The organism is Hyphomicrobiales bacterium, from assembly GCA_030688605.1.
Lineage (GTDB): Bacteria > Pseudomonadota > Alphaproteobacteria > Rhizobiales > NORP267 > JAUYJB01.
Map to the genome: position 1 here is coordinate 1 of JAUYJB010000084.1, position 21,890 is coordinate 21,890.

Annotated in this window: 22 protein-coding genes and 1 tRNA gene; 12 read left to right on the forward strand and 11 right to left on the reverse strand. The window is 64.4% G+C overall.

The genetic code is table 11. From position 1 onward, the window contains the following. On the reverse strand, positions 1–191 hold a 191-nt coding region (locus tag Q8P46_09675), incomplete at its 3' end, for a hypothetical protein (GenBank protein ID MDP2620429.1). A gap of 80 nt (positions 192–271) precedes the next feature. Further along, a complete protein-coding gene (locus Q8P46_09680; protein MDP2620430.1) occupies positions 272–547 on the reverse strand; it encodes a DUF1153 domain-containing protein in 276 nt (91 codons plus the stop codon). 233 nt (positions 548–780) lie between these two features. Between Q8P46_09680 and mnmA the strand changes: the two genes are divergently transcribed. The 3 genes from mnmA to Q8P46_09695 all read left to right on the forward strand — a co-directional run bounded on the left by mnmA (position 781) and on the right by Q8P46_09695 (position 2,964). Further along, a complete protein-coding gene (gene mnmA, locus Q8P46_09685) occupies positions 781–2,010 on the forward strand; it encodes a tRNA 2-thiouridine(34) synthase MnmA (GenBank protein MDP2620431.1) in 1,230 nt (409 codons plus the stop codon). Between the two features lie 50 nt (positions 2,011–2,060). Continuing rightward, positions 2,061–2,792: a methyltransferase domain-containing protein gene (locus Q8P46_09690; GenBank protein ID MDP2620432.1), complete on the forward strand. Its 732-nt coding sequence runs from the start codon at positions 2,061–2,063 to the stop codon at positions 2,790–2,792. A 95-nt stretch (positions 2,793–2,887) separates the two neighbouring features. After that, a tRNA-Met gene (locus Q8P46_09695) sits at positions 2,888–2,964 on the forward strand. A gap of 32 nt (positions 2,965–2,996) precedes the next feature. Here the strand turns inward: Q8P46_09695 and Q8P46_09700 are convergent. Next, positions 2,997–3,761, reverse strand: a complete 765-nt coding sequence (locus Q8P46_09700) for an IclR family transcriptional regulator C-terminal domain-containing protein (GenBank protein MDP2620433.1) — start codon at positions 3,759–3,761, stop codon at positions 2,997–2,999. 302 nt (positions 3,762–4,063) lie between these two features. On the opposite strand from Q8P46_09700, the gene Q8P46_09705 reads away from it, so the two are divergent. From Q8P46_09705 to Q8P46_09730, 6 genes are all read left to right on the forward strand, one after another. Then, entirely contained in the window at positions 4,064–5,575 is a 1,512-nt protein-coding gene (locus tag Q8P46_09705; GenBank protein ID MDP2620434.1) for a UbiD family decarboxylase, read from the forward strand. 238 nt (positions 5,576–5,813) lie between these two features. Then, positions 5,814–7,295, forward strand: coding sequence for a UbiD family decarboxylase (locus Q8P46_09710; GenBank protein MDP2620435.1), 1,482 nt, complete (start codon positions 5,814–5,816; stop codon positions 7,293–7,295). Positions 7,296–7,376: 81 nt separating this feature from the next. Beyond that, the gene (locus Q8P46_09715; GenBank protein MDP2620436.1) at positions 7,377–8,384 is read left to right on the forward strand and encodes a TAXI family TRAP transporter solute-binding subunit; all 1,008 of its coding nucleotides are present in this window, start codon (positions 7,377–7,379) and stop codon (positions 8,382–8,384) included. A 116-nt stretch (positions 8,385–8,500) separates the two neighbouring features. Further along, positions 8,501–10,405, forward strand: coding sequence for a TRAP transporter fused permease subunit (locus tag Q8P46_09720; GenBank protein ID MDP2620437.1), 1,905 nt, complete (start codon positions 8,501–8,503; stop codon positions 10,403–10,405). Positions 10,406–10,448: 43 nt separating this feature from the next. Further along, positions 10,449–12,041: a UbiD family decarboxylase gene (locus Q8P46_09725; protein MDP2620438.1), complete on the forward strand. Its 1,593-nt coding sequence runs from the start codon at positions 10,449–10,451 to the stop codon at positions 12,039–12,041. A 28-nt stretch (positions 12,042–12,069) separates the two neighbouring features. Further along, the gene (locus Q8P46_09730) at positions 12,070–12,369 is read left to right on the forward strand and encodes a putative quinol monooxygenase (GenBank protein MDP2620439.1); all 300 of its coding nucleotides are present in this window, start codon (positions 12,070–12,072) and stop codon (positions 12,367–12,369) included. A gap of 27 nt (positions 12,370–12,396) precedes the next feature. Here Q8P46_09730 and Q8P46_09735 read toward each other — a convergent pair whose 3' ends face one another. After that, on the reverse strand, positions 12,397–14,034 hold the full coding sequence (locus Q8P46_09735; GenBank protein ID MDP2620440.1) for an acyl-CoA synthetase: 1,638 nt from the start codon (positions 14,032–14,034) through the stop codon (positions 12,397–12,399). A gap of 81 nt (positions 14,035–14,115) precedes the next feature. Then, entirely contained in the window at positions 14,116–14,877 is a 762-nt protein-coding gene (locus Q8P46_09740; GenBank protein MDP2620441.1) for a sulfite exporter TauE/SafE family protein, read from the reverse strand. 148 nt (positions 14,878–15,025) lie between these two features. On the opposite strand from Q8P46_09740, the gene Q8P46_09745 reads away from it, so the two are divergent. Beyond that, a complete protein-coding gene (locus Q8P46_09745; GenBank protein MDP2620442.1) occupies positions 15,026–15,817 on the forward strand; it encodes an SDR family oxidoreductase in 792 nt (263 codons plus the stop codon). A gap of 3 nt (positions 15,818–15,820) precedes the next feature. Here Q8P46_09745 and Q8P46_09750 read toward each other — a convergent pair whose 3' ends face one another. The 4 genes from Q8P46_09750 to Q8P46_09765 are packed head-to-tail and all read right to left on the reverse strand — an operon-like array spanning position 15,821 to position 18,245. Beyond that, a complete protein-coding gene (locus Q8P46_09750) occupies positions 15,821–16,294 on the reverse strand; it encodes a DoxX family protein (protein ID MDP2620443.1) in 474 nt (157 codons plus the stop codon). A gap of 10 nt (positions 16,295–16,304) precedes the next feature. Further along, positions 16,305–17,075 carry a DNA-binding domain-containing protein gene (locus Q8P46_09755; protein ID MDP2620444.1) on the reverse strand — a complete coding sequence of 257 codons (771 nt, stop codon included), beginning with the start codon at positions 17,073–17,075 and terminating at the stop codon, positions 16,305–16,307. Continuing rightward, a complete protein-coding gene (locus tag Q8P46_09760) occupies positions 17,059–17,940 on the reverse strand; it encodes a DUF692 domain-containing protein (GenBank protein MDP2620445.1) in 882 nt (293 codons plus the stop codon). Before Q8P46_09760 ends, Q8P46_09755 begins: the two co-directional genes overlap by 17 nt. Positions 17,941–17,966: 26 nt before the next feature. Continuing rightward, entirely contained in the window at positions 17,967–18,245 is a 279-nt protein-coding gene (locus Q8P46_09765) for a DUF2282 domain-containing protein (GenBank protein MDP2620446.1), read from the reverse strand. A gap of 184 nt (positions 18,246–18,429) precedes the next feature. Between Q8P46_09765 and Q8P46_09770 the strand changes: the two genes are divergently transcribed. Both Q8P46_09770 and Q8P46_09775 read left to right on the forward strand, forming a co-directional pair. Next, positions 18,430–18,999, forward strand: coding sequence for a sigma-70 family RNA polymerase sigma factor (locus Q8P46_09770; GenBank protein MDP2620447.1), 570 nt, complete (start codon positions 18,430–18,432; stop codon positions 18,997–18,999). Between the two features lie 2 nt (positions 19,000–19,001). Beyond that, positions 19,002–19,667, forward strand: coding sequence for an NrsF family protein (locus Q8P46_09775; GenBank protein ID MDP2620448.1), 666 nt, complete (start codon positions 19,002–19,004; stop codon positions 19,665–19,667). A gap of 66 nt (positions 19,668–19,733) precedes the next feature. Here Q8P46_09775 and Q8P46_09780 read toward each other — a convergent pair whose 3' ends face one another. Beyond that, positions 19,734–20,516 (reverse strand): DUF1013 domain-containing protein, encoded by a 783-nt coding sequence (locus Q8P46_09780; GenBank protein MDP2620449.1) that lies wholly within the window; start codon positions 20,514–20,516, stop codon positions 19,734–19,736. Between the two features lie 356 nt (positions 20,517–20,872). Next, the coding region (locus tag Q8P46_09785; GenBank protein MDP2620450.1) for a hypothetical protein at positions 20,873–21,890 on the reverse strand (1,018 nt) is incomplete at its 5' end.

Here is a 21,890-nt window from a genome sequence, read left to right on the forward strand (position 1 = left end):
CAACCTGCGAGGCTGACTGACGACGTGATGGCGAACCGATCGATCGGCAACCGGGCGAAACCGCGCTTCGTCATGAGCCGCGAGCCCGTGGCAATGTATGGCGCCCGGCCCGCCGACACCATCACGGCCAGCGGCCCTGACGCGCCGCGCACAAAGGCCGGACACATGACCGCACCCGACCAGGTCGCCAAGCCGCGTCAACAAAACTCCTGCAACGCAGCGGCCGTCCACACATGGCGAGGCAATGAGGCTGCCGGGCAGGCGAGAAGAATTAGTTGCGGTAGTGCTGGACGCGCGTCGCGCGCAGCCCGGCAAGGCCGTGGCGGTCGATGGAGCGCTGCCAGCTCAAAAATTCCTCGACCGTCAGGGTGTAGCGGGTGCAGGCCTCTTCGAGGCTGAGCAGGCCGCCGCGAACCGCGGCAACGACTTCCGCTTTCCGCCTTATGACCCACCGTTTGGTGTTCGTGGGCGGCAGGTCGGCGACCGTCAAAGGACTCCCGTCCGGTCCGATCACATACTTGACCCGGGGCCTGAACTGTTCGGTCATTCTATTCTCACTCAACGCTTTCACTCAACGCAACCAGGAGACAAAGCGGAGCAAGCTTAGGAGAAGCAACTTAATTTTTGCCTAAAAAGTGGGCGGCCCCCGATTACCGCCGGGGTTGCGTCCGCAAGCGGCAATTCTATAGTGCTTGTGATAGGCTGATGAGCGCCCATATGTGAGCGGTGAGGGGGCGCGGAACGGTTTTAGTCAGGAAAGCCGCACCTCGCATGGCTGCGATGCCAGACACCAACAGGATTCTCGCCGGCTTCGACGTGCCCGGCGATCCGGCCGCGACGCGCATTGTCGTCGCCATGTCGGGCGGCGTCGATTCGTCCGTCGTTGCCGGTCTCGTCAAGCATGCCGGCTACGATGTTATCGGCGTAACGTTACAGCTTTACGACCATGGCGAGGCGGTGCCGCGATCGGGCTCCTGCTGCGCCGGCCGGGATATCCGCGATGCCCGCCGCGTCGCCGATGTGCTCGGCATCCCCCATTACGTGCTCGATTACGAAGAGCTGTTCCGCCACACGGTGATGGACGAATTCGCCGAGAGCTATATCGGCGGCGAGACGCCGATACCCTGCGTGAGCTGCAACCAGAAGATCAAGTTCAAGCATTTGCTGGCGACCGCGCGCGATCTCGGCGCCGTGGCGCTCGCCACCGGCCATTACATCAAAAGCTGCCGCGGGCCCGCCGGCTGGGAGATGTACCGGCCCGTGGACGCCGCCCGCGACCAGAGCTATTTCCTGTTCGCGACCACGCGCGAGCAGCTTTCCTTCCTGCGCTTCCCCTTGGGCGACCTGACCAAGGCCGAGACCCGGGCGCTCGCCGCCGAGATGCGGCTTCCGGTCGCCGACAAGAGCGACAGCCAGGATATCTGCTTCGTGCCCGCCGGCCACTATACGGACGTGGTCGAGAAGCTACGCCCCGGCGCCGGCGAGCCCGGCGATATCGTCCATGTCGACGGACGCCAGCTCGGCCGCCATACTGGCATCATCAACTTCACCATCGGCCAGCGGCGCGGCATCGGCATTGCCGCCAGCGAACCGCTGTTCGTGGTCCGCATCGATGCCGACCGGCGCCAGGTCATCGTTGGCCCGCGCGAGGCGCTGTCGACGACGCGGCTGTGGCTGCGCGACGTCAACTGGATCGGCGACGGCGCCATCGAGGAGGCCACCGGAAATGGCCTCGACATTTTTGCCCGGCTGCGCTCGACCCGGCCGCCACAGGCCGCGACCCTGCGCTGCGTGCCGGAAGGGCAGACGGGCGCGGTGCGGGTCGACCTGGAGGATGGCGACGACGCGGTTGCGCCCGGACAGGCCTGCGTCTTCTACGATCACGCGGACGGTCCGGCGCGGGTGCTGGGCGGTGGTTGGATCAAGGACACCGAGGCAAGCGGCACCCATCCTGGCATCGCCGACAAACGGGGAAAGAAGTCGGCGCGGAGCGCCGCGGCGGCAAGCTGAGATAGGGACGGCGCGGGCAAAGCGCCGTAGCTGCCAACGAGGGAGGGGAGGTGGCCAAGATTAGGTCTTTGAATGCGGCACAGGTGCTGCGCGCCTATGCGCGCTGGGCTCCTGTCTACGATCAGACTTTCGGTCTGATCGCCGATTTCGGCCGCCGCCAGACGGTCGACCATATCAACAATCGCCGCGGACGGGTGCTCGAGGTCGGCGTCGGCACCGGGATTTCGCTGCCCCACTACAAGCGGGAGCTGAGGATCACGGCCATCGACGTGTCGCCGGAGATGCTGCGCCGGGCGCGGTCCCGCGTCGACGCCGGCGGGCTCGACCATGTCGAAGCGGTCATGGAGATGGACGCCGGCGCGCTAGGCTTTGCCGACGAAAGCTTCGACATCGTGGTCGCCATGTATGTGATGACGGTGGTGCCCGATCCGGACCGGGTCATGGCCGAGCTCGAGCGGGTCTGCACGCCGGGCGGCGAGGTCATCATCGTCAATCATTTCAGCCAGGAATATGGATTGCGCGGCTGGCTCGAGAGACGCCTGGCACCCTTTGCCGCGACGCTCGGCTGGCGGCCGGAATTTCCCATCGATGTGGTGATGACGCGCGACCGGCTGCGCCTCGTTGAAAAGCGGCGCCTGAAACCCTTCGGCCTGTTCACCATGCTGCGCTTCGTGCGCCAGACCGAGCGGGCGAGCGACGCCGAGCCAGACCGCGAGAACGCCCGCGAAACGGTGACCGCGGGCGCGTCGGGCCACCGGTCGCCGCTCGGCGATACGGCCTGAGGGGCGGGCAAGATTGGCTTCCTCCAAGGGCTGCCACGGCGCCTTGACAGGCCGCGCGCGGCACCCCTATATCGCGCCCACGGTCAAGGCCGCGTGGCGGAGTAGCTCAGCTGGTTAGAGCAGCGGAATCATAATCCGCGTGTCGGGGGTTCGAGTCCCTCCTCCGCTACCACATTCAAGCCGCAAGGCGGCGATCCCGTTGCCTTACTGGGCGCTTTCCGACAGCGTCTCGGAGATCTGTCGCGCGGCGTCCTTGAGCGGTGCGACGAATTTGCGCTCGACCTCCTGCATCTCCATCGCCGTGATCACCGTCATCAGGTTGATGGTGGCGAGCGGCCGGCCCTTGACCAGGATCGGCACGGCAACAGCGCGCGTGTTCTTCAGATACTCGCCGTCTGCCGCCGAATAGCCCTGCGCCCGCGTCTCCTGCAACAGCCGCTTCAACCGGCTTATGGCGAGCCCGGCGTGGCTGCGCGGCGCCTCCAGATGCAACAGGTGGGACAGCAGCTCCTCCTGCGCCTGCGGCTCTCGGAAGGCGAGATAGGCACGGCCCAGTGAGGTGGTCAGCACCGGCAGGCGCGAGCCGCGGGCGCGGTTAAGCCCGAAGGTGCCGGGATCCTCGCCGGTATCGAGGATGACCATGGCGTCGCCGTCGAAGGCGGCCAGATCCGACGGCCAGGCGGTCTCGCTGCGCAGCCTGGCGAGCACCGGGTGCGCCGCCATCAGCAGCCCCTCGTCGGCGTCGTAGCGGTTGGCGAGCGACAGCACCTTGGCCGAGACCTTGTAAACGCCGGCCTCGCTTCTCCATACATAGCCGGCCGCAACCAGCGTACCCACCATGCGAATAATGGTCGGCTTGGGCAGGTCGAGCATCGCCTGCAGCGTCTTGATCTGGCAGCCACCGGTTTCATTAATGATTCTGAGAACTTGCAGACCCCGCCGCAGCGATGTCACCGTCTTCATCGACATAGTATGGTTCTCATAGTGAACTACAGGTTCGAAAATGGTTGACGCGACCCAACCATTGCATTATACATGTAAATAGCAAAATGTGATGAATGTTGCAAGTAAAAAAGCGTTCTATTAAATAATGAGCGCGTAATTATGCATTGTTTTGATGTTACATAAAAGCAAAAAGTAGTGCACGATATTGAACGCGCAAGAAGGGGGGGCGAAATTGTACGCAAGGGTAGGCTGTGAAAACCGCGTGATGTTTTGGACATGAGCAATGAACGCAGCTGTTGCGTTGCAAGGATAAGAGGGAGGCGAAATTGGACGCAAAAGTCGGCAGCCAAAATCGTTTGAGCGACCTGGAAGAATGGCTGGAAAAGATTGAGGCCATTGGCGGGCTCAAACGGATCACCGCGGAAGTCGACCCCGACCTCGAAATCTCGACGATCGCCTATTTGACCGGCAAGGAGGTCGGAAGCCCGGCGCTTCTGTTCGAGAACATCAAGGGCCACCCCGGGGGCCGGGCGCTTTACAACGCGCTGGGGTCCAGTTTGGCCCGCATCTGCCTCGCCATCCGCGAAGAGCCGGTCGAAAATCCGATCGACCTCGTTAAGAAGCTCACCGGCAAGATGGATAAGACGTTGCCGCCCGAGGTGGTTGGCGCCGAGGAAGCCATCGTCAACGAGAACGTTCGCACCGGCGCCGACATCGATGTGACGGCGTTCCCGGCGCCGCGCATGTGGCCGCTCGACGGCGGCAAATATCTCGGCACCGCGGATGCCGTGATCACCAAGGATCCCGACTCCGGCCGCATCAACATCGGCACCTACCGGATGATGATCAAATCCCGCAATGAGCTGGGTCTTTACACCTCGCCCGGCAAGGATGCCGGCATCGACATGCAGAAATGGTGGGACCGGGGCAAGCCGGCGCCGGTCGCCGCCGTCTACGGCCTCGACCCGCTCCTGTTCATCGTCGGCGCCACGTCGTTCCCCAAGACCGAAAGCGAATATGACTATTTCGGCGGCATCAGCGGCGCCCCCGCCCATGTGTTCGAAAGCGATGTGACGGGGCTGCTTCTGCCGGCCGGCGCCGAGATCATCGTCGAGGGGTTCGCGCACCCGGGCGATACGTTCGACGAAGGGCCGTTCGGCGAGTTTACCGCCTATTACGGGCGTCCCGAATCGCCGACCCCCTTTGTCAGGATCGAAAAGATTCGCCACAAGAACCGCCCGATCCTGACCAACGCACTGATGGCCGACTGGCCGTCGAACGAATGCGGCCTGTTCTGGGCGCTCTCCCGGGCGGCGAAGATATGGAACGATCTCGACAAGCTCGGCGTTCCCGGCATCAAGACGGTGTGGTCGCCGCCGGAAGCAGCCGGGTGGGGCATGACCGTCGTTTCCATCAAGCAGCTCTATGCCGGTCATGCGCCGCAGGTCATGGCGCTGGCGGCGCAGTGCATGGGGGGTGCCTATTTCTCCAAATACATCGTCGTCGTCGACGACGACGTCGATGCGACCAACATCTCCGAAGTGCTGTGGGCGATGGTGACCCGTTCGCGTCCCGCCCAGTCCATCGATATCCTGCGCGAGACCTGGAGCACCTATCTCGACCCGAGCCAGAACCCGCCCTCGGAGCGTCCCTGGGGGTCGAAGTGTCTGATCAATGCCTGTATGGAATACAAGCACATCAAGACGTTCTCGCCGCGCACCAAGCTGTCGAAGCCGGTCTATGAGAAAGTGGTCGGGCGCTGGGGGGAACTCGGTTTAGAGGGCGAAGCGCCGGCGATCGACGTCTTCGAGGACAAGAAATTCCGGGAGAAGATTTGAGGCAAATCCGGCGATCCGTTGGCGGATGAACAATGAGAGGGAGGGTCCGGCAGGGCAGCAAAGAGGGGACAAGAAACTTTGAGGGGCGGCTCAAGGCGGCTTTCGCTCACCGCCCGAGATCCGAACTTGGCGCGGCGCGGACGCAACGCCCGATGAAGAGCAGTCGGGGTGCGGGTTCGGGCCGAGCACTCGTCGGTGTAACTTTTTGAAAGCCGATGCTGAAGGCGTGGGGAGGGACATGAGCGCCAGTTCACTGAAAGACCGGCATAACCGGGGATCGAACGTCCGCGTCAAACACAATGATTTGCGCGAGCTTCTGGAGCTGATCGACTCAATCGGCGAGCTCGAGGTGGTGGAGGGCGCCGACTGGAACCTGGAGATCAGCGGCCTGTCGGAGTTGCTGTGCAACGCCAAGGCGGACCGGGCGCCGGCGCTGCTGTTCGACAAGATCAAGGGATACCCGGAGGGATTCCGCATCCTCGCCGGGACCGCGAACTCGCCGCGCCGGCTGGCGCTCAGCATGGGCTTTCCCGATCCCGAAAAGCCAACCGACCTGGTGCAGTCGTACCGCGACCGCATGCGCACCGAGTTCGAACTCAAACCGCCCGTCTATGTCGATCACGGGCCGATCCTGGAAAATGTCGACCGCGACGAGGAGGTCGATGTGCTGAAATTCCCGGCGCCCTTCATCCACGAGAAGGACGGCGGCCGCTACATCGGCACCGATGACATGGTCATCATGCGGGACTACGATTCCGACTGGATCAACGCCGCGACCTACCGCTCCATGGTTCACGACCGCAATACGGTCGGCGCATATATGTCGCCCGGCAAGCACGGCCGCCTGATCCGCGAGAAATATTTCAAGGCCGGCAAGCCATGTCCCGTAGCCATCGTCGTCGGCCAGGACCCGCTGATGTTCTTCTCCGCCAACATGGAGGTCGATTACGCGACCGACGAGCTCGCCTATGCTGGCGGCCATCGCGGCTGGCCCTTCGAGATCGTCAAGAGCGAGCTGCACGGCCTGCCGATTCCAGCTCATGCGGAGATCGTGCTGGAGGGCGAGATCCTGCCCGACGAGACCTTCAAGGAGGGCCCGTTCGGCGAGTTCATGGGCTACTACGCCAGCCCGCAGCACGACGAGCCCAAGGTGCGGATCCGCCGCGTCTATTACCGCAACGATCCAATCCTGACCATGGCGATCCCGGCCCGCCCGCCGATGAACTACACCTATGCGCGCGGCGTTGTGAAGGCGGCGATGATCTGGGACGAGATGGAGAAATGCGGCCTGCCGGGCGTCAAGGGCGTGTGGTGTCACGAGGCCGGCGCCGGCCGCATGTTCAACGTCATCGCCATCGAACAGCTCTATCCCGGCCATTCCAAGCAGGCCGGCATGCTCGCCGCCAACTGCCATTCCGGCAACTATGCCGGGCGCTGGACGATCGTCGTCGACCACGACATCGACCCTTCGAAACTGTTCGACGTGGTGTGGGCGATGTCGACGCGCTGCGACCCGGTGGAGGATATCGACCATATCCGCCGCGCCTGGTCGACGCCCCTGGACAGCATGCTGCAGGGACCGCCATACTATTCCAACCGCGCCGTCGTAGATGCATGCCGTCCGTGGGCATGGAAGGATGAGTTTCCGGACGTCGCCGAGGCAGGGCCGGAACTCAAGGCGAAGATTTATAAGAAGTACGCCAACATGTTCAAAGACTAACCGGCAGGGCAGGGTGCAGCTGGCGGTCCGAAACAACAAGAAAAAGAGCGCAAAACCGCAACCTAGAGGGAGACACCGAAAATGTTGAAACGCAGAACCGTATGCATGGCGCTGGCCACGGCTTTCTTCGTAGCCGGCGCGGCCGCCCCTTGGACCTCCAGCCAGGCGCAGGACGCGGTCCGCATCGGCTCCTCCAGCATCGGCAGCGACTTCTACACCATCGCCGTCGGCGCGGGGGAACTGATCCAGAAGCACGCCAAAGTGGGTGCGAGCGTCGAGTCGGTGGGCGGATCGACCGCCAGCATCAACGCCGTCGGCGCCGGAAAGACCGAGTTCGCCCTGTCCAACGCGTTCGCTGCCACGGCCGGGTACAACGCGACCCACATGTTCAAGGACAGGCCCATCGACGTGCGGCTCGTGCTGCAGGGCCAGCCGACCTTCCGCATTCTGGTCGCGCGGAAGGGTTCCGGGATCAAGACGCCCAAGGACCTGGAGGGCAAGATCGTCATCGCCAAGCGCCGCGCCCTGCCGGAGCTGGAACTGACCATGAATGCCATGGCCGAGGTGTTCGGGCTCGACATGAGCAAGATCAACCTTGTGGAAACGACCAACACCGGAGAGGTGCTGACCGCGCTGCGCGCGGGCACTGTGGACGCGGCGATCATGCCGGGCGGCCGCAAGGCACCGCAATTCGAGGAGCCGATGCACGACGGCATCATCGAGCTCGTGTACTTTTCCAAGGAAGACCGCGACGCCATACTGAAGCTGCTGCCCAAGGCGATGCACGGGCAGACGATCCCGGCGGGAGACTTCTCCAACCAGGATCAGGATCTCTACAGCTTCGAGCTGAACAGCTATTTCGTCGCCCGCGGCGACCTGTCCGACGATCTGGTCTACAACGTCGCGAAGGCGATCCTCGACAATAACGAGGAATTCGTCTCCTACCACAAGATGGCCGCGACCTGGACGGCGGAAGTGTCGTTGAAGGACGCCGCCATTCCCTTCCATGAAGGCGCCATTCGCTACTACAAGGAAAAGGGATTGTGGACGGACGAGCTTGAGGCTCAGCAGAAATCGCTGCTGAAATAGGCCGGCTGAACGCTCTATCACCCGCTTTCCGCGCTCAGCGTTTTCCTGACGTCAGAAAAGGTGGGAAGCGGGTGATGCGCACCCTGGCGGCTGGAACTAGCTGAACGAGGGCCGCGGTGAATCGTTCCCGATTCTTTTTCGCGCTGAGCACGCTCATCGCCGTCTACCATCTGGCGGTGGCGGGGCAGATTCCGGCGTTCCTCGGTTATTTTGTGCCACATCAGATCCATAAGTCGATCAGTCTGTTCAGCGCCCTGTTCCTGGTGTTCTCCCTGGTTCCGTTAACCGGCCTGCGGTACCGCCCGGAAGCCGAGACGGAGCGCATCGAGCGCCGGATTCCCTGGTACGACTATCTGCTGATCGCCTCCGCGGCGGTAGGTGCCGGCTATGTCGTCTTTTTCTACGAGTCGGTATTGGACTACGGTGAATGGGGTTTTATGGACACCAAGGGGATCGTGGTTTCCCTGATGCTGGTGATCCCGCTACTCGAAGCGCTGCGGCGGTCCATCGGCTGGGTCTTGCCGATCATCATCCTGTTCTTCGTCTCCATAACCCTGTTCCAGAACTACATGCCCGGCCTGCTCTACGGCCGTGGCTATCCGCTGGAACGCCTGCTCTACTCGACCTATGTCGGCAATGCCGGCATCTTCGGCCTGCCGCTCGGCATCGCCGCCAATATCGTCATCTCGTTCCTGATCTTCGGCGCTCTGATGCAGGGCGCGGGCGCCAGCCAATGGTTCATGGACATGGCCATGGCGCTGACCGGCTGGTCGCGCGGCGGGCCGGCCAAGGCGGCGGTGGTGGCCAGCGCCATGTTCGGGTCGATCTCCGGTTCGCCCTCGGGCAACGCCGCCACAACCGGCGTGTTCACTATCCCGATGATGAAGAAGGTCGGCTATACGCCGGCCTTCGCGGCCGCCGTCGAGGCGGTGGCCTCGACCGGCGGCATGATCCTTCCTCCCGTCATGGGCGCGATCGCCTTCATCATGGCGGAATGGATCGGCGTCACCTATGTCGAGGTCGTCGCGGCGGCGACGGTCCCGGCATTGCTCTATTTCCTGATCGTCTTCGTATCGGTGCACCTGCAGGCGCAAAAGAGCGGCATCGCGCCGACAAAGCTCGCCGACCTGCCGCGATTCTGGGCGACCTTCAGCAGGGGCTGGTACTATCTGATCCCGATCGTGGCGCTGATCCACTTTCTGGTGGTCCAGGGCCGGCCGCCGGAGATGGCGGCCATCATGGCCAGCGGCTTCGTCATCGCCTGCAGCTTTATCCCCCGGGACAGGTCCAAATGGTTGACGCCGTACCGGATCATGGTCGCCTTCGATCAGGCGGTAAACCGCTGGGTCGTCATCGCCGTGATCACGGCCGCCGTCGGGATCATGATCGGCGCCCTGGAGCTGAGCGGGGTCGGGATCAAGTTCTCCAGGTTCATCGTCGAGCTGGCGCAGGGGGACCTGCTGTTGACGCTGCTGCTCGTCGGCGCGGTCAGCCTGATCGTCGGCATGGGGCTCGACGCGACGCCCGCCTATATCACGCTGGCGACTTTGATGGCGCCGGCGCTGGTGCGGCTCGGCGTGCCAGACATCGCCGCGCATCTGTTCGTCATCTATTGGGGGCTTGCCTCCTTCTATACCCCGCCCACCTGCATCGCCGTGTTCATCACCGCCGGCATCGCCAACTCGAAAATATGGGAAACGGGCTGGGAAGCGATCCGCCTGGGCATCGCGGCGTTCCTCATACCGTTCGCCTTCGTGTTCAATGAGGGGCTGCTGCTGCGGTCCGATATTGGGCACATCATGCTCGCCACGCTGACGGCGGTTGCCGGATCGGTTCTGTTGGCCTGCGGCATCCGCGGCTATGCACTTGATCATCTGGGCCCAGTGCAGCGAGTGCTGTTCATGGCGGGCGGCCTGCTGTTCATCGCGCCGGGCTGGGTGGCGCCGCTTGCCGGGCTGGCCGTCATCGCCGCAGCCTATTCGATGCGCTACCTGCGGCCACGGGTGGCCGAGAAGTCCTGACGGCCACGCCCGGGCTCTGGAGATTGTCCAAGGAGGTGTTCGGATGATTGCAACCAAGCGCCGAGCGGCCACCCCGCCCGCCAAGTCGGCGGCCAAGGGCCCGATCCGCGACCTGCGGGAGTGGCTCGAAAAAGTCGAGGCGCTGGGCGAACTGGTGCGCGTTTCGGAGCCGGTGGACCGCGACGAGGAGATGAGCGCGGTCAGCTATCTCCTTGCCAAGCAGAAGGTTTCGCCTGCCGTCCTGTTCGAGCGCGCCAGCGGCTTCGATAAGAGCCCTGTCGGCGCGCGGATGCTGTGGAACATTCTCGGCCCCAGCCTCAAGCGCATCGCCATCACGCTCGAAGAGCCCGCCGGCATCGCGACCACGGAGCTGATCCGCCGGGTCAAGGACAAGCTTCGCCGGCGGATCGAGCCGAAGGAGGTGGGCGCGCAGGAGGCGCCGATCTATGAGCACAGCCTGATCGGCGATGAGGTCGACCTCGACCTGGTGCCGATCCCCCGGCACTGGCCGCTCGACGGCGGCCGCTATGCCGGCACCGGGGACGCCGTGATCACCCGCGATCCGGACAGCGGCTATCTGAATGTCGGCACCTACCGGATGATGCAGCAGAGCAGGACCGAGGTCGGCCTCTATCTGTCACCGGGCAAGGACGCGCGGTTGCACATTACCCGCGCCTGGGAGCGCAGCGAGGCGGTGCCGGTGGCGGCTGCCTGGGGCATCGATCCCCTGTTCATGCTGGTCGGCTCGCAGACCTTTCCGAAGAACGTGTCCGAGTACGAGTATGCCGGCGGCATCAAGGGGGAGCCGGTGCCGGTGGTGCGCGGCAAGACCACCGACCTGTTGCTGCCGGCCAATGCCGAGCTTGTGATCGAGGGACTGATCAAGCCCGGCGCGATCAAGTCGGAAGGCCCCTTCGGCGAGTTTCCCGGCTATTACGGCAGGCCGGAGGCGGGCTGCCCGCTGGTCGAGGTCACGGCGATGCATTTCCGCTCCCGCCCCATCCTCACCAACGCGCTGATGGCCGACTATCCGTCCTGCGAGCAGAGCGGCTTCTTCTCGGTCATCCGCTCGGCCAAGATCTGGGAAGACCTCGACAAGCTCGGCATTCCGGGGATTAACGGGGTGTATGCCCACCCGGCAGCCGCCGGCGGCTTCGGCATGACCGTCATCAGCCTCGAGCAGCGGCACGCCGGCCACGCGGCCCAGGTCCTGGCGCTTGCCGCCCAGGTGCCGGGCGGTGCCTATTACACCAAATGGATCATCGCGGTGGACGAGGACATCGACCCGACCAACATGGACGAGGTGATTTGGGCGATGGCCAGCCGCTGCAACCCGATCGAGGACATCGACGTGTTGCGCAATACCTGGAGCACCTGGCTCGACCCGACCCAGAACCCGCCGGAAAAACGCCCCTACGGCTCCAAGGCGCTGATCAACGCCTGCAAGGAGCATCGCCACCTGCCGGTCTTTTCCAAGCGGACGACGCTGCGCAAGAAGGTTTACGACAAGCTTGCCGCACGCTGGAGCAAGCTCGGCCTGCCGGGGCAGATCCCGCAGGTCCGGGCATTCGAGCAGGACAAGAAGATCGTCTATCACGAGGTCGGCGGCTTCGAGCCCGGCGAGCTGCCGGAATAACGCCCAATCGCAATCGGGAGCACCGCCGATGCCGGCCCCATTCGCACTTCTCGTCACCATCAAGCTGAAGCCGGGCATGGCCGAGCCGTTCCAGGGGCACATTCTGAAAAACGCCGAGGCTTCGGTGCGCGAGGAGGCCGACTGCCACCAGTTTCAGGTGATGACCGTCATCGACGACCCCGATACGTTCATTTTCTACGAGGTCTACAGCGATGAGGCGGCGTTGGAGCGGCACCGACGGGAACCACATTTCCTCGAATATATGCAATCAACGCGCGACATGATCGCCGCGCGCAGCGTCACGCGCTGTGCGGTGATCAAGACGTAGCTGCGGCGCGGGATTTTCGTTCGGAGTCTAAGCGTCCTTCGCCATCTCGCGTAGGCGGAACTTCTGGATCTTGCCGGTCGAGGTCCGCGGCAGTTCAGTGAACACCACGTGGCGTGGGCATTTGTAATGGGCGAGACTGTCCCGGCACCAGGCAATGATCTCGTCTGCGCCGGCCGTCCTGCCCGGCTTCAGCTCGATGAAGGCGCATGGGGTCTCGCCCCATTTCTCGTCCGGCTTGGCGACGACGGCGGCGGCCTGCACGGCCGGGTGCTTGTAGAGCACGTCCTCGACCTCGATTGAGGAAATGTTCTCGCCGCCGGAGATGATGATGTCCTTGGAGCGGTCCTTGAGCTGGATGTAACCGTCGGCATGCATGACGCCGAGGTCGCCGGAATGGAACCAGCCGCCGGCGAAGGCTTCGCCGGTCGCCTTGGGGTTTTTCAGATAGCCCTTCATGACGATGTTGCCGCGGAACATCACCTCGCCCAGGGTCTCGCCGTCGGGCGGGACCGGACGCATGGTCTCCGGGTCCATCACGTCGAGCCCTTCGAGCGCCGCATAGCGAACACCCTGGCGCGCCTTCTTGGTGGTGCGCGCGGCGTGATCGAGCGCGTCCCATTCGGTGTGCCACTCGTTGAGCGTCGCCGGCCCGTAGGTCTCGGTCAGCCCGTAAAGATGCGTCAGGTCGAAGCCTGCCTCGGTCATTTGCGCGATGACCGCCTCGGGCGGCGGGGCGGCGGCATGGGCGAAGGAAACGCGGTGGGGGATCGGCCGCTTCTCCCCCTCGGGCGCGTCGAGCAGCGTGGCCATGACGATCGGCGCGCCGCACAGATTCGTCACCCCGTGTTCGACGATCAAGTCGTACATTGCCTTTGGCCTGACCCAGCGCAGGCACACATGGGTTCCCGCCAGCAGCGTGACCGTCCAGGGGAAGCACCAGCCGTTGCAGTGGAACATTGGCAGGGTCCACAGATAGACCGGGTGGCGGCCCATGCCGGTGGCGAGCGTGTTGGCGTAGCACATCAGCGCCGCGCCGCGATGGTGATAGACGACGCCCTTGGGGTTGCCGGTGGTCCCGGAGGTGTAGTTGAGCGAGATGGCGTCCCATTCGTCCTCGGGCGGCGCCCAGGCGAAGCCCGGGTCGCCGCCGGCGATGAAACTCTCGTACTCGACCTTGCCCAGCATCTCGCCCTGTTGGGAAAACTCCGGATCGTCGTAATCGACGATGACGGGCTTGACCTTGGCGATCGAGAGGGCCTCGGCCATCACCGGCGCGAATTCGCGGTCGGTGATCAAAAGCTTGCTTTCGGCATGGTCGAGCTGAAAGGCGATGAGGGCGGCGTCGAGCCGCGTATTCAAGGCGTGCAGCACGGCGCCGGTCATCGGCACGCCGAAATGCGCTTCGAGCATTGCCGGCGTGTTCGACAGCATGACGGAGACCGTGTCGCCTCTGGAGATGCCGCGGCCGGCGAGCGCCGAGGCCAGGCGGCGGGAGCGGGCGTAGAAGTCGGCGTAGGAATATTGCGTTCCGCGGTGGATGATCGCGATGTGGGCGGGATGGGTCGCCGCGGTGCGCTCCAGAAAGGCGAGCGGCGTCAGCGGCCGATAGTTGGCCGGGTTCTTGTCGAGATTGCGGTCATAGGGAGTCATGGTCGGAGCGCTCATGGCTGGCGTCCTCGTCTCAGGCGCGTGACGGGCGGAAGGCTAGCCAAAGCGCATCGCCCGGGCAATTCGCGACTTTTTCCGTCACAGGCCCAGTACCGCCCGCGCGCCGTCCCAGATGAGCTTCAGCGAAACCAGGAAGACGCAAGCATAGGCGATTCTGTAGAACGGCTCCTGGGGGACGCGGTGGACGAGAAATATCCCCAGCGCCATGGCCAGCGGCGCCACCGGCAGCAGCACTGCGGTCGTCGCCAGGTTCTGGCCGCTGAACTGGCCGAGCAGGAAATAGGGCGGCACCTTGATCAAGTTGACGAGGGCGAAGAACATGACGCTGGTGCCGACATAGATCGTGCGCTCGAGCCGCTGCGGCAGCATGTAGATCTGCACCGGCGGCGAGCCGGCGTGGCTGACGAAGCTGGTGAAGCCGGCGAGCGCCCCCCAGAAGCCGCCCTTGAGCGGGTCGGGACCGGGCGCCTCTTTCCGCGGCCTTATGCCGAGCCAGTGGTCGAGGGTGAAGGCGAGCGCTACCAGGCCGACGATCAGCCGGACGTGGCCTTCCGATACATAGGCCGCGGTCAGCCAGCCGACGGCGACGCCCACGGTCGCGGCCGGCACCATGATCATGAGGTTGGCCTTGTCGAAGCTCCTGCGGTAGGCCCACACGCCGATCACGTCCATGGCGATCAGGATCGGCAGCAGGATGGCGGCCGCCTGGACCGGCGGGATCGCCAGCGCCAGGAGCGGCACACCGAGGATCGCCATTCCGCCGAGGAAGCCGCCCTTGGACAACCCGACCAGCAGCACGGCGGGAACGGCGATGGCGTAGAAGCCGGGATCGGAGATCATGGAATCGCGTTCCTGGAGCGCGGTGACGGTTGCCGCGAGACCGGCATACGGGTTTCGTGGACGAGGACGATTACCTCTATATCATGGCCCGCGCCAACGATATCATCCCCGCCCAACTTTCCGGGTGGGCGGCCAGTGAGGGGGAGCCATGGGGCTTGACGGCAAGGTTGCGATTGTCACCGGCGGGGCCAACGGCATCGGCCGCGCCTGCGTGGAACGCTTCGTGCGCGAGGGGGCCAAGGTCGTCATCGCCGACATCGACGAGGTGGGCGAGGAGGTGGCCGAGGACCTGCGCAATGGGGGCGGCCAGGCGATCTTCATCTATTGCGACGTCGGCGAGCGGCTCGACGTGCGCAACCTCGTGGCCGGAACGCTCGAGGCCTATGGCGGCGTGGACATTCTGGTTAACAATGCCGGCATCCTGGTGGGCGCCGGCTTCCTCGACATCGAGGAGGAGGATTTCGACCGCGTGCTGCGCACCAATCTGAAGGGCGCCTTCCTGGTCGGCCAGGCGGTGGCGCGCCAGATGGTCGCCCAGATCGGGGAAGGCCGCGCGCCCGGTGCCATCGTCAACATGTCCTCGATCAACGCGGTCTTTGCCATCGCCGACCAGGTGCCCTATTCGATTTCCAAGGGCGGCATCAACCAGCTCACCAAGGTGATGGCGCTGGCGCTGGCGCCCCATGGCATCCGCGTCAACGCGGTGGGGCCGGGCAGCATCATGACGCGGATGCTGGAATCGATCACCAAGGATGCGGAAGCCAGGCGCAAGGTGCTGTCGCGCACGCCCATGGGGCGGGTCGGCGAGCCGGCCGAAATTGCCGCCGTGGTCGCCTTCCTCGCCTCCGACGAGGCGAGCTACATGACCGGCCAGACGGTCTATGCCGACGGCGGCAGGCTGCCGCTCAACTATACGGTGCCCGTCGCCGGCGAATCTTGAGGCTCAGCCGGCTGATTTCCGGAAATAGCGCTCGATCAGATAGTCGAGGGAGAAGGTCCCGGCGCCGCGGACGAGCAGCAACAAGAGAACCGACGCCCACAACAGATGCTCGACCCAGGCGTTCGGGTAGACGAAGATCTCGATCACCGCGACCATGCCGAGGAGCGGCAGGGTCGCAAGCCGCGTCGCCAGGCCGGCAAACAGGAATACCGGAAAGGTCAGCTCGACGAAGGTCGCAAGCCGCGCCGCCGTCACCGGGTCGAGCAGCGGGACCTGGTATTCGAGCTCGAACAGCTTGATGGCGAACTCCCAGGAATTGATCTTCAGCATGCCCGACTTGAAGAACACCGCGCCGATGGCGATCCGCATGGCAAGCTGCAGGATCGACAGCGGGAGGGCCTCAGCCAAGTCGCGCAGGGCGACGAAGCGGCGCCGGAGCCCCGCCATGGAGGATGTGGCTTGATCGATGTCGGACATGGGTTTTTCCTCAGGCGGGCAGATTCACGGATGTGACCAGCCCATCGGCAAACAGCGAGCCAAGCGCGGCGCCCGCGTCGAACGCGGGATCCGCGGCAAGCGCCGCCTCGGCCGCGGCGCCGATCGTCGAGCCTGACTTGACGGCGCGGCGGAAGAGATAGGCCGGCTCGGCGAGCCGGTCGAGGCTGAAGGCGCCGCGGACCCCGCGGATTTCGAGCCAGACCTCCTCGGGATCGAGCACGTAGCGCTCGGGCGCGTTGCCGTCGAGATGGAGCTTGACGAGCTCGTCGACCGGCCAATCGGCATGCATGTATCTCAGCCCCATCTGAAGCGATAGCTCAAGGTCTGGCAGCATCTCGGCCTCGATCCCGGCAAGCGCCTGGATGGGAAGCGGCGGCAGGTCGACGGCAAGCGCGGCCTGGCCGAGCAGCCAGTCGGCACTGGCGACCGCGCCGAGATAAGGGGCGCGGTCGGCCCCCGGCCAGGCGGCGATGAAGCCGGGGAAGTCCTCGGCATATTCCGCGATGCAGGGCGCCGCCGGGGGATGGCGGCGGACGAAGGCGCGGGCCGCGACGGTGAACAGGGCATCGCCGATGAGCCAGACCGTTGCCGGAAACTTGGTGGTGAGCGCGGTGACGAGGCTTGCCTCGTAGTGGCGCTGATGAATGACGAGCCGCGCGCGTGGATCGCGCCCGCCGACGAGCAGCGGCGCGACGGCGGCCGCATCGCCCTTGAGGATCGCGGCGCTGAGCCGCGCCTGGGTCTCAGCCAGCGACGGCACGGCGAGCCTCCGGCGCGAAGACCTCGGCCACGATCCGGTCGGCGCGCGCCGCCTCGCCGAGTAGCGTCGCGAAGGGCGGCAGGTCGTTGTCCCACTCGATCAGGGTCGGCTTCGGCCCGAAGCGGCGGAGCGCGTAGGCGTAAAGCCCCCAGGCCTCCTCGGCGATCGGTGCCGCATGGGTATCGATCAGCACATCGGTGGTGGGGTCGCCCTCATCGGCCTCGATGGTGAAGCCGCCGAGATGCAATTCGCCGATCGCGTCATGCGGCAGGCCGTCGATATAGGCGATCGGGTCGTAGCCCATATTGGTCGAGCTGACATGGATGTTGCTGACGTCGCAGAGCAGCCGGCATCCGGTGCGGCGCACCAGCTCGGAAAGGAATTCCACCTCGGTCATGGTCGACTGGCCGAAGCCGACATAGCTCGACGGGTTCTCGACGAGATAGGCGCGGCCGAGACCGTCCTGGACCTCGTCGATATGGGTTGCCAGCAGGCGCAGTGTCTCTTCGTCATAGGGCAGCGGCAGAAGGTCGTTGAGATAGTCGCCCTCGTGGGTCGACCAGGCGAGGTGCCCGGAAACCTGAAACGGATCGATCAGGTCGACGAGCGCGCGGACGCGCTTGAGGTGGGTTTGGTCTATGCCGCCGACGCTACCGATCGACACGCCGACCGTATGCACGGAAATCGGGTAATCGGCGGCAAGCGCCTGAAGCATCTCACGCGCATGCGGATTGGCGATGAAATTCTCCGGATGGATTTCCAGCCAGCCGGCAGGAGGACGGGCGGCCTCGACCTCGGCCAGGTGAGGAAGCCTGAGGCCGACGCCCGCTCGGGTCGGTCGAGGGGTGAGGGATGTCCCGGTCATGGCTACCCGTCCGCTCTTGCTGCCGGTTACGACTTCGGCTTCATGCTGGCGCCGACGATGCGGCCGCAATAGCCCGCCGGAACGAAGATCCACGAGTTCGGATCGGCGTCGACCTTCGACGTGCCGGCGCAGGAATGGTTGCCGGTCGAGGCGCAGTCGTTTTCGCCGGCCTTGGCGATGCCGTAGCACTTTTCGGCCGAGTAGCTCGGCGCGGGAACCGGAGCGCCGGACGGAATGGCCGACACGAAGGTCGGGGCGGTCACCGCGGCGGCAAAAACAGTGGCGAGAACAAGACGATGCTTCATGGGGGAATCCTCCGACGAAGGTTCAGGACAGAGCGGAGCGCAAGGCGGCCGCCGGGCGAGCCGGCTTGGCTCACCCGATGTTGATTTCGCCGTGAGTGCCCGAAAAGTTACATTGCGCCGCGTTCCGCTGGGGGTCGGGGGGTCCGCGAAGCACTTCCGGAACAGGGTGAGGTGGCCCAAAAGGATGACGGAGCATTGCGACAAGCTCGCTGATCTGGGCGCGCTCATGCGCGCCGCGCAGGACGGCGACAAAGCCGCTTATTGCAAGCTGTTGCGGCAGGTGACGCCGATTCTCCGCCAGGCGGTGCGTCAAAGGCGCCACTTCCTTCAGCCGCAGGACATCGAGGACCTGGTCCAGGATATCCTTCTGTCTCTGCACGCAGTGCGGGCCACCTACGATCCGGCCCGGCCGTTCCTCCCCTGGCTGATGGCGATTGCCCGCAACCGCGTCGCCGACGGCGGGCGGCGGCATCTGCGCCGCGTGGCCCATGAGGTCGCGGTTGAGGAATATCCTGAAACCTTTGACTATGATGCGACGAACCATATCGGTGAGGGCTATGGTGATCCGCAGGCGCTGAGGCAGGCGATCGAAAAGCTACCGCAAGGGCAAAGGCAGGCTATCGAGATGCTGAAACTTCGCGAACTGTCACTGAACGAGGCCGCTGCGGCGAGCGGCATGAGCGTCGGCGCGCTCAAGGTCGCCGTTCACCGGGCAATCAAGACCTTGCGGATTGCGCTGCACGCCGAGAGGTGAACTTGGATACCGACAAGCTGATCGAACGACTTGCGGCCGACGCCGCGCCGGTAAGGCGGCTGCGCCCGCCGGGGCGACGCTTGGCCCTCTGGCTGGCGCTGTCCGTGCCCTATGTCGCCTTAGTCGCCTACGTCCACGGCCTCGTCGTCGACATGCCGTCGCTTGGCGCCGACCCCCGGTTCGTGATCGAGGCAGCCGCCGCGTCGGCCACCGCTATCGCCGCCGGCTATGCCGCCTTTTCGACCCTGGTGCCGGGGCGCAGCCGCGCCGTTGTCTGGCTGCCGCTCATCCCGCTTTCGGTGTGGCTCGTCAGCATCGGAAAAGGCTGCATCGACGATTGGGTTCGGCTGGGAGCGGCGGGCCTGACGGTAAAGATCGACTGGATGTGCATACCGCCCATGGCCTGGGTCGGGATCGTTCCGGTAATCGCCATGGTCGTTATGTTGCGCCGCGGCGCCCCGCTCATGCCGAGAGTGACGCTGGCCTTCGGCGGGCTGGCGATCGGCGCGCTGGCCAATTCCGGGCTGCAGCTTTTCCACCTCGGCGATATCAGCATCATGGTGCTGGTCTGGCATTTCGGCAGCACCGTGCTGCTGTCGGCAGTAGCAGGATGGTTGGGGCCAGGGATATTTCGCTGGAACATCGCGCCGCGATCATCGGGTGCCTGACGCGAGCGGGTATCTCCTCGGCAAGGATGCGGGTCGGGACCTCCGAGGTTCCGGTCCAAAACCGGTTCAGTCCTCTGTCTCCTCGCTGACCGTCTCCTCGTCGATCATCTCCTTGTGGGCGGTCTCCCCGCTGGCCGTCTCCTCGCTGGCCGTCTCCTCGCTGGCCGGGCCCTTGAGTGCGCTGAGCTTTGCGAATACCGCGGCGTCTCGTTCCTTTTCATTTTCTTCCTCCACCGGCTCCGGCTCGGCAATCGTCTCGGCGGTGGGGAGCAGGGTTTCCGGCGGCCGGCCTTCCGCTTCCAGCGTCTTGCCTTCGCGCTCGAGCCGGCGCGCCGCCTTCTGGACCTCCGCATCGAGGTCGATCTGCGAGCACAGGCCCAGCGTCACCGGGTCCTGCGGCTGCAGGTTGGGGGAGTTCCAATGCGACCGGTCGCGGATTGCCTGGATTGTCGGCTTGGTGGTGCCGACCAGCCGGATGATCTGCGAGTCCTTGAGCTCGGAGTGGTTGCGCAACAGCCACAGGATCGCGTTGGGGCGGTCCTGGCGGCGCGACAGCGGCGTATAGCGCGGTCCCTTGCGGGTTTTGACCTCGGGGATCTCGACCTTAGGCTCGGCGAGCTTGAGCCGGTAGCTCGAGTCCGCCTGACCACGCTCGATCTCCTCGCGCGTGACCTGGCCGGAGGTGATCGGGTCAAGCCCGCGTATGCCCTGGGCCACGTCGCCGTCGGCGATGCCCTTCACCTCGAGCGGATGCAGGCCGCAGAACTCCGCGATCTGGTCGAACGACAGCGATGTATTGTCGACCAGCCAGACGGCGGTCGCCTTGGGCATCAGCAATGCTTGGGCCATGGTCGAAATCCTTGTTTCCGCTCAGCCGGTCTCGGCTAAGTCAGGCCACGCGACGATGTGTCGGGAATGGCCGGAATATAGGCGCGAGTCGGAATGGAATCAAACTGCTTTCACGCCGGCCCGCCGGAAATACCTCAGCCGAAGGTGAGCACGATCCTGTCCCTATTCGCGTTCGTTTCCATGGGCGCAAGTGTCTTTGGCGGCCAGCAGACGGAGGGTGTCGCGGTTCTGCCTTGGCCTTGCATTCCAGTCGGGTCCGGTTTGGTCTGACCGAGACTGGTAGAGCGACGAAGAATGGACATGGCTTTTTTTCGACAGAGCGGACAGCTTTGGGTGCTGCGCAGGTGCGTGCATGGTCAGTTGACCGGCGCCCCTGCCGGAATCAAAATCTGCGCGGACAAACGAACAATTTTGCCGGAAAAGTAGTCGTAGCGGCGGGTAAATTTCCGAATGTCGCCAACCGGTTTGTAAGCGCTGCGATTTTTGGCCCGGAACGCGGCGTGCCACGCCTCGCCGGCCGGTACTTGTTCCCAGACCAATATCAGCGTTCGCCCTGAACGGCCGCCGTCATGAATCTCCGTTCCGGGCAGACGGATCGCGAGATTTGCCGCAATCTCGCGCCGGTACGCCGCGATTTCGACTGGACCGTCTATGAGTGGTCTTATGTCGTCTGCGAAAGCTCGATAGGGATAGGCGAATTTGTGCTCACCGAGAATCGCTAGTTGGGGCCACGCGATCGTGACTACAATCATGATCGCGATCGAGAGCGAAAAGAACCGACGGACCATCGGGGTAGAATGTGTGATCGGAAAGCGGAGCGCCAGCCAAAGGGACAGAGGCATCATGAAAGGCGTCAGATATCGCTCGCGCACGCTGTGGCCGTCGATTATCAGCATGCCGATCGCGAAGCCCGCGATGCCGATCAGCATCGTCAATCCGAGCAACCGCGCAAACACCGCGGTCGTTGCGGGATTCTCGATCCCGTTCGTTCTTGTTTGACGCTTCCCGACTTGATACAGGCCCGCCCAAACGATGAGCAGCGGTCCGGCCCAGGCCAGGATCGCTACGCAGAGCGACAGAAAACCGTCCAGACCGACGAAGGAAACGTCAAACCGGTGCATCTTGTCGGGTACATAGAGGCGCGACGCTCGAGCAACCGCGAAATACCAGTTCTCCAGCATCCAGTAAGCGTGCGGGCCGAACAACGCCAGGAACACGCCCAGCGAAAGCAAAAGTTCGCGCCTAAACAGCGCGGTCCGCACGGGCGCGACGAAAGCCGAACCGACGGCAAGAGCGAGATAGAGGACGAAGGCATTGTATTTTGCCAGCGCGCCAATGCCGGCCGCGATCCCAAGCCAGACAAATCGTGCTCGG

Coding starts and splice junctions, on each gene's coding strand:
- Q8P46_09680 (MDP2620430.1), bottom strand. CDS start 547: ATGACCGAACAGTTCAGGCCCCGGGTCAAGTATGTGATCGGACCGGAC.
- mnmA (MDP2620431.1), top strand. CDS start 781: ATGCCAGACACCAACAGGATTCTCGCCGGCTTCGACGTGCCCGGCGAT.
- Q8P46_09700 (MDP2620433.1), bottom strand. CDS start 3,761: ATGTCGATGAAGACGGTGACATCGCTGCGGCGGGGTCTGCAAGTTCTC.
- Q8P46_09710 (MDP2620435.1), top strand. CDS start 5,814: ATGAGCGCCAGTTCACTGAAAGACCGGCATAACCGGGGATCGAACGTC.
- Q8P46_09715 (MDP2620436.1), top strand. CDS start 7,377: ATGTTGAAACGCAGAACCGTATGCATGGCGCTGGCCACGGCTTTCTTC.
- Q8P46_09725 (MDP2620438.1), top strand. CDS start 10,449: ATGATTGCAACCAAGCGCCGAGCGGCCACCCCGCCCGCCAAGTCGGCG.
- Q8P46_09730 (MDP2620439.1), top strand. CDS start 12,070: ATGCCGGCCCCATTCGCACTTCTCGTCACCATCAAGCTGAAGCCGGGC.
- Q8P46_09735 (MDP2620440.1), bottom strand. CDS start 14,034: ATGAGCGCTCCGACCATGACTCCCTATGACCGCAATCTCGACAAGAAC.
- Q8P46_09740 (MDP2620441.1), bottom strand. CDS start 14,877: ATGATCTCCGATCCCGGCTTCTACGCCATCGCCGTTCCCGCCGTGCTG.
- Q8P46_09745 (MDP2620442.1), top strand. CDS start 15,026: ATGGGGCTTGACGGCAAGGTTGCGATTGTCACCGGCGGGGCCAACGGC.
- Q8P46_09750 (MDP2620443.1), bottom strand. CDS start 16,294: ATGTCCGACATCGATCAAGCCACATCCTCCATGGCGGGGCTCCGGCGC.
- Q8P46_09760 (MDP2620445.1), bottom strand. CDS start 17,940: ATGACCGGGACATCCCTCACCCCTCGACCGACCCGAGCGGGCGTCGGC.
- Q8P46_09765 (MDP2620446.1), bottom strand. CDS start 18,245: ATGAAGCATCGTCTTGTTCTCGCCACTGTTTTTGCCGCCGCGGTGACC.
- Q8P46_09770 (MDP2620447.1), top strand. CDS start 18,430: ATGACGGAGCATTGCGACAAGCTCGCTGATCTGGGCGCGCTCATGCGC.
- Q8P46_09780 (MDP2620449.1), bottom strand. CDS start 20,516: ATGGCCCAAGCATTGCTGATGCCCAAGGCGACCGCCGTCTGGCTGGTC.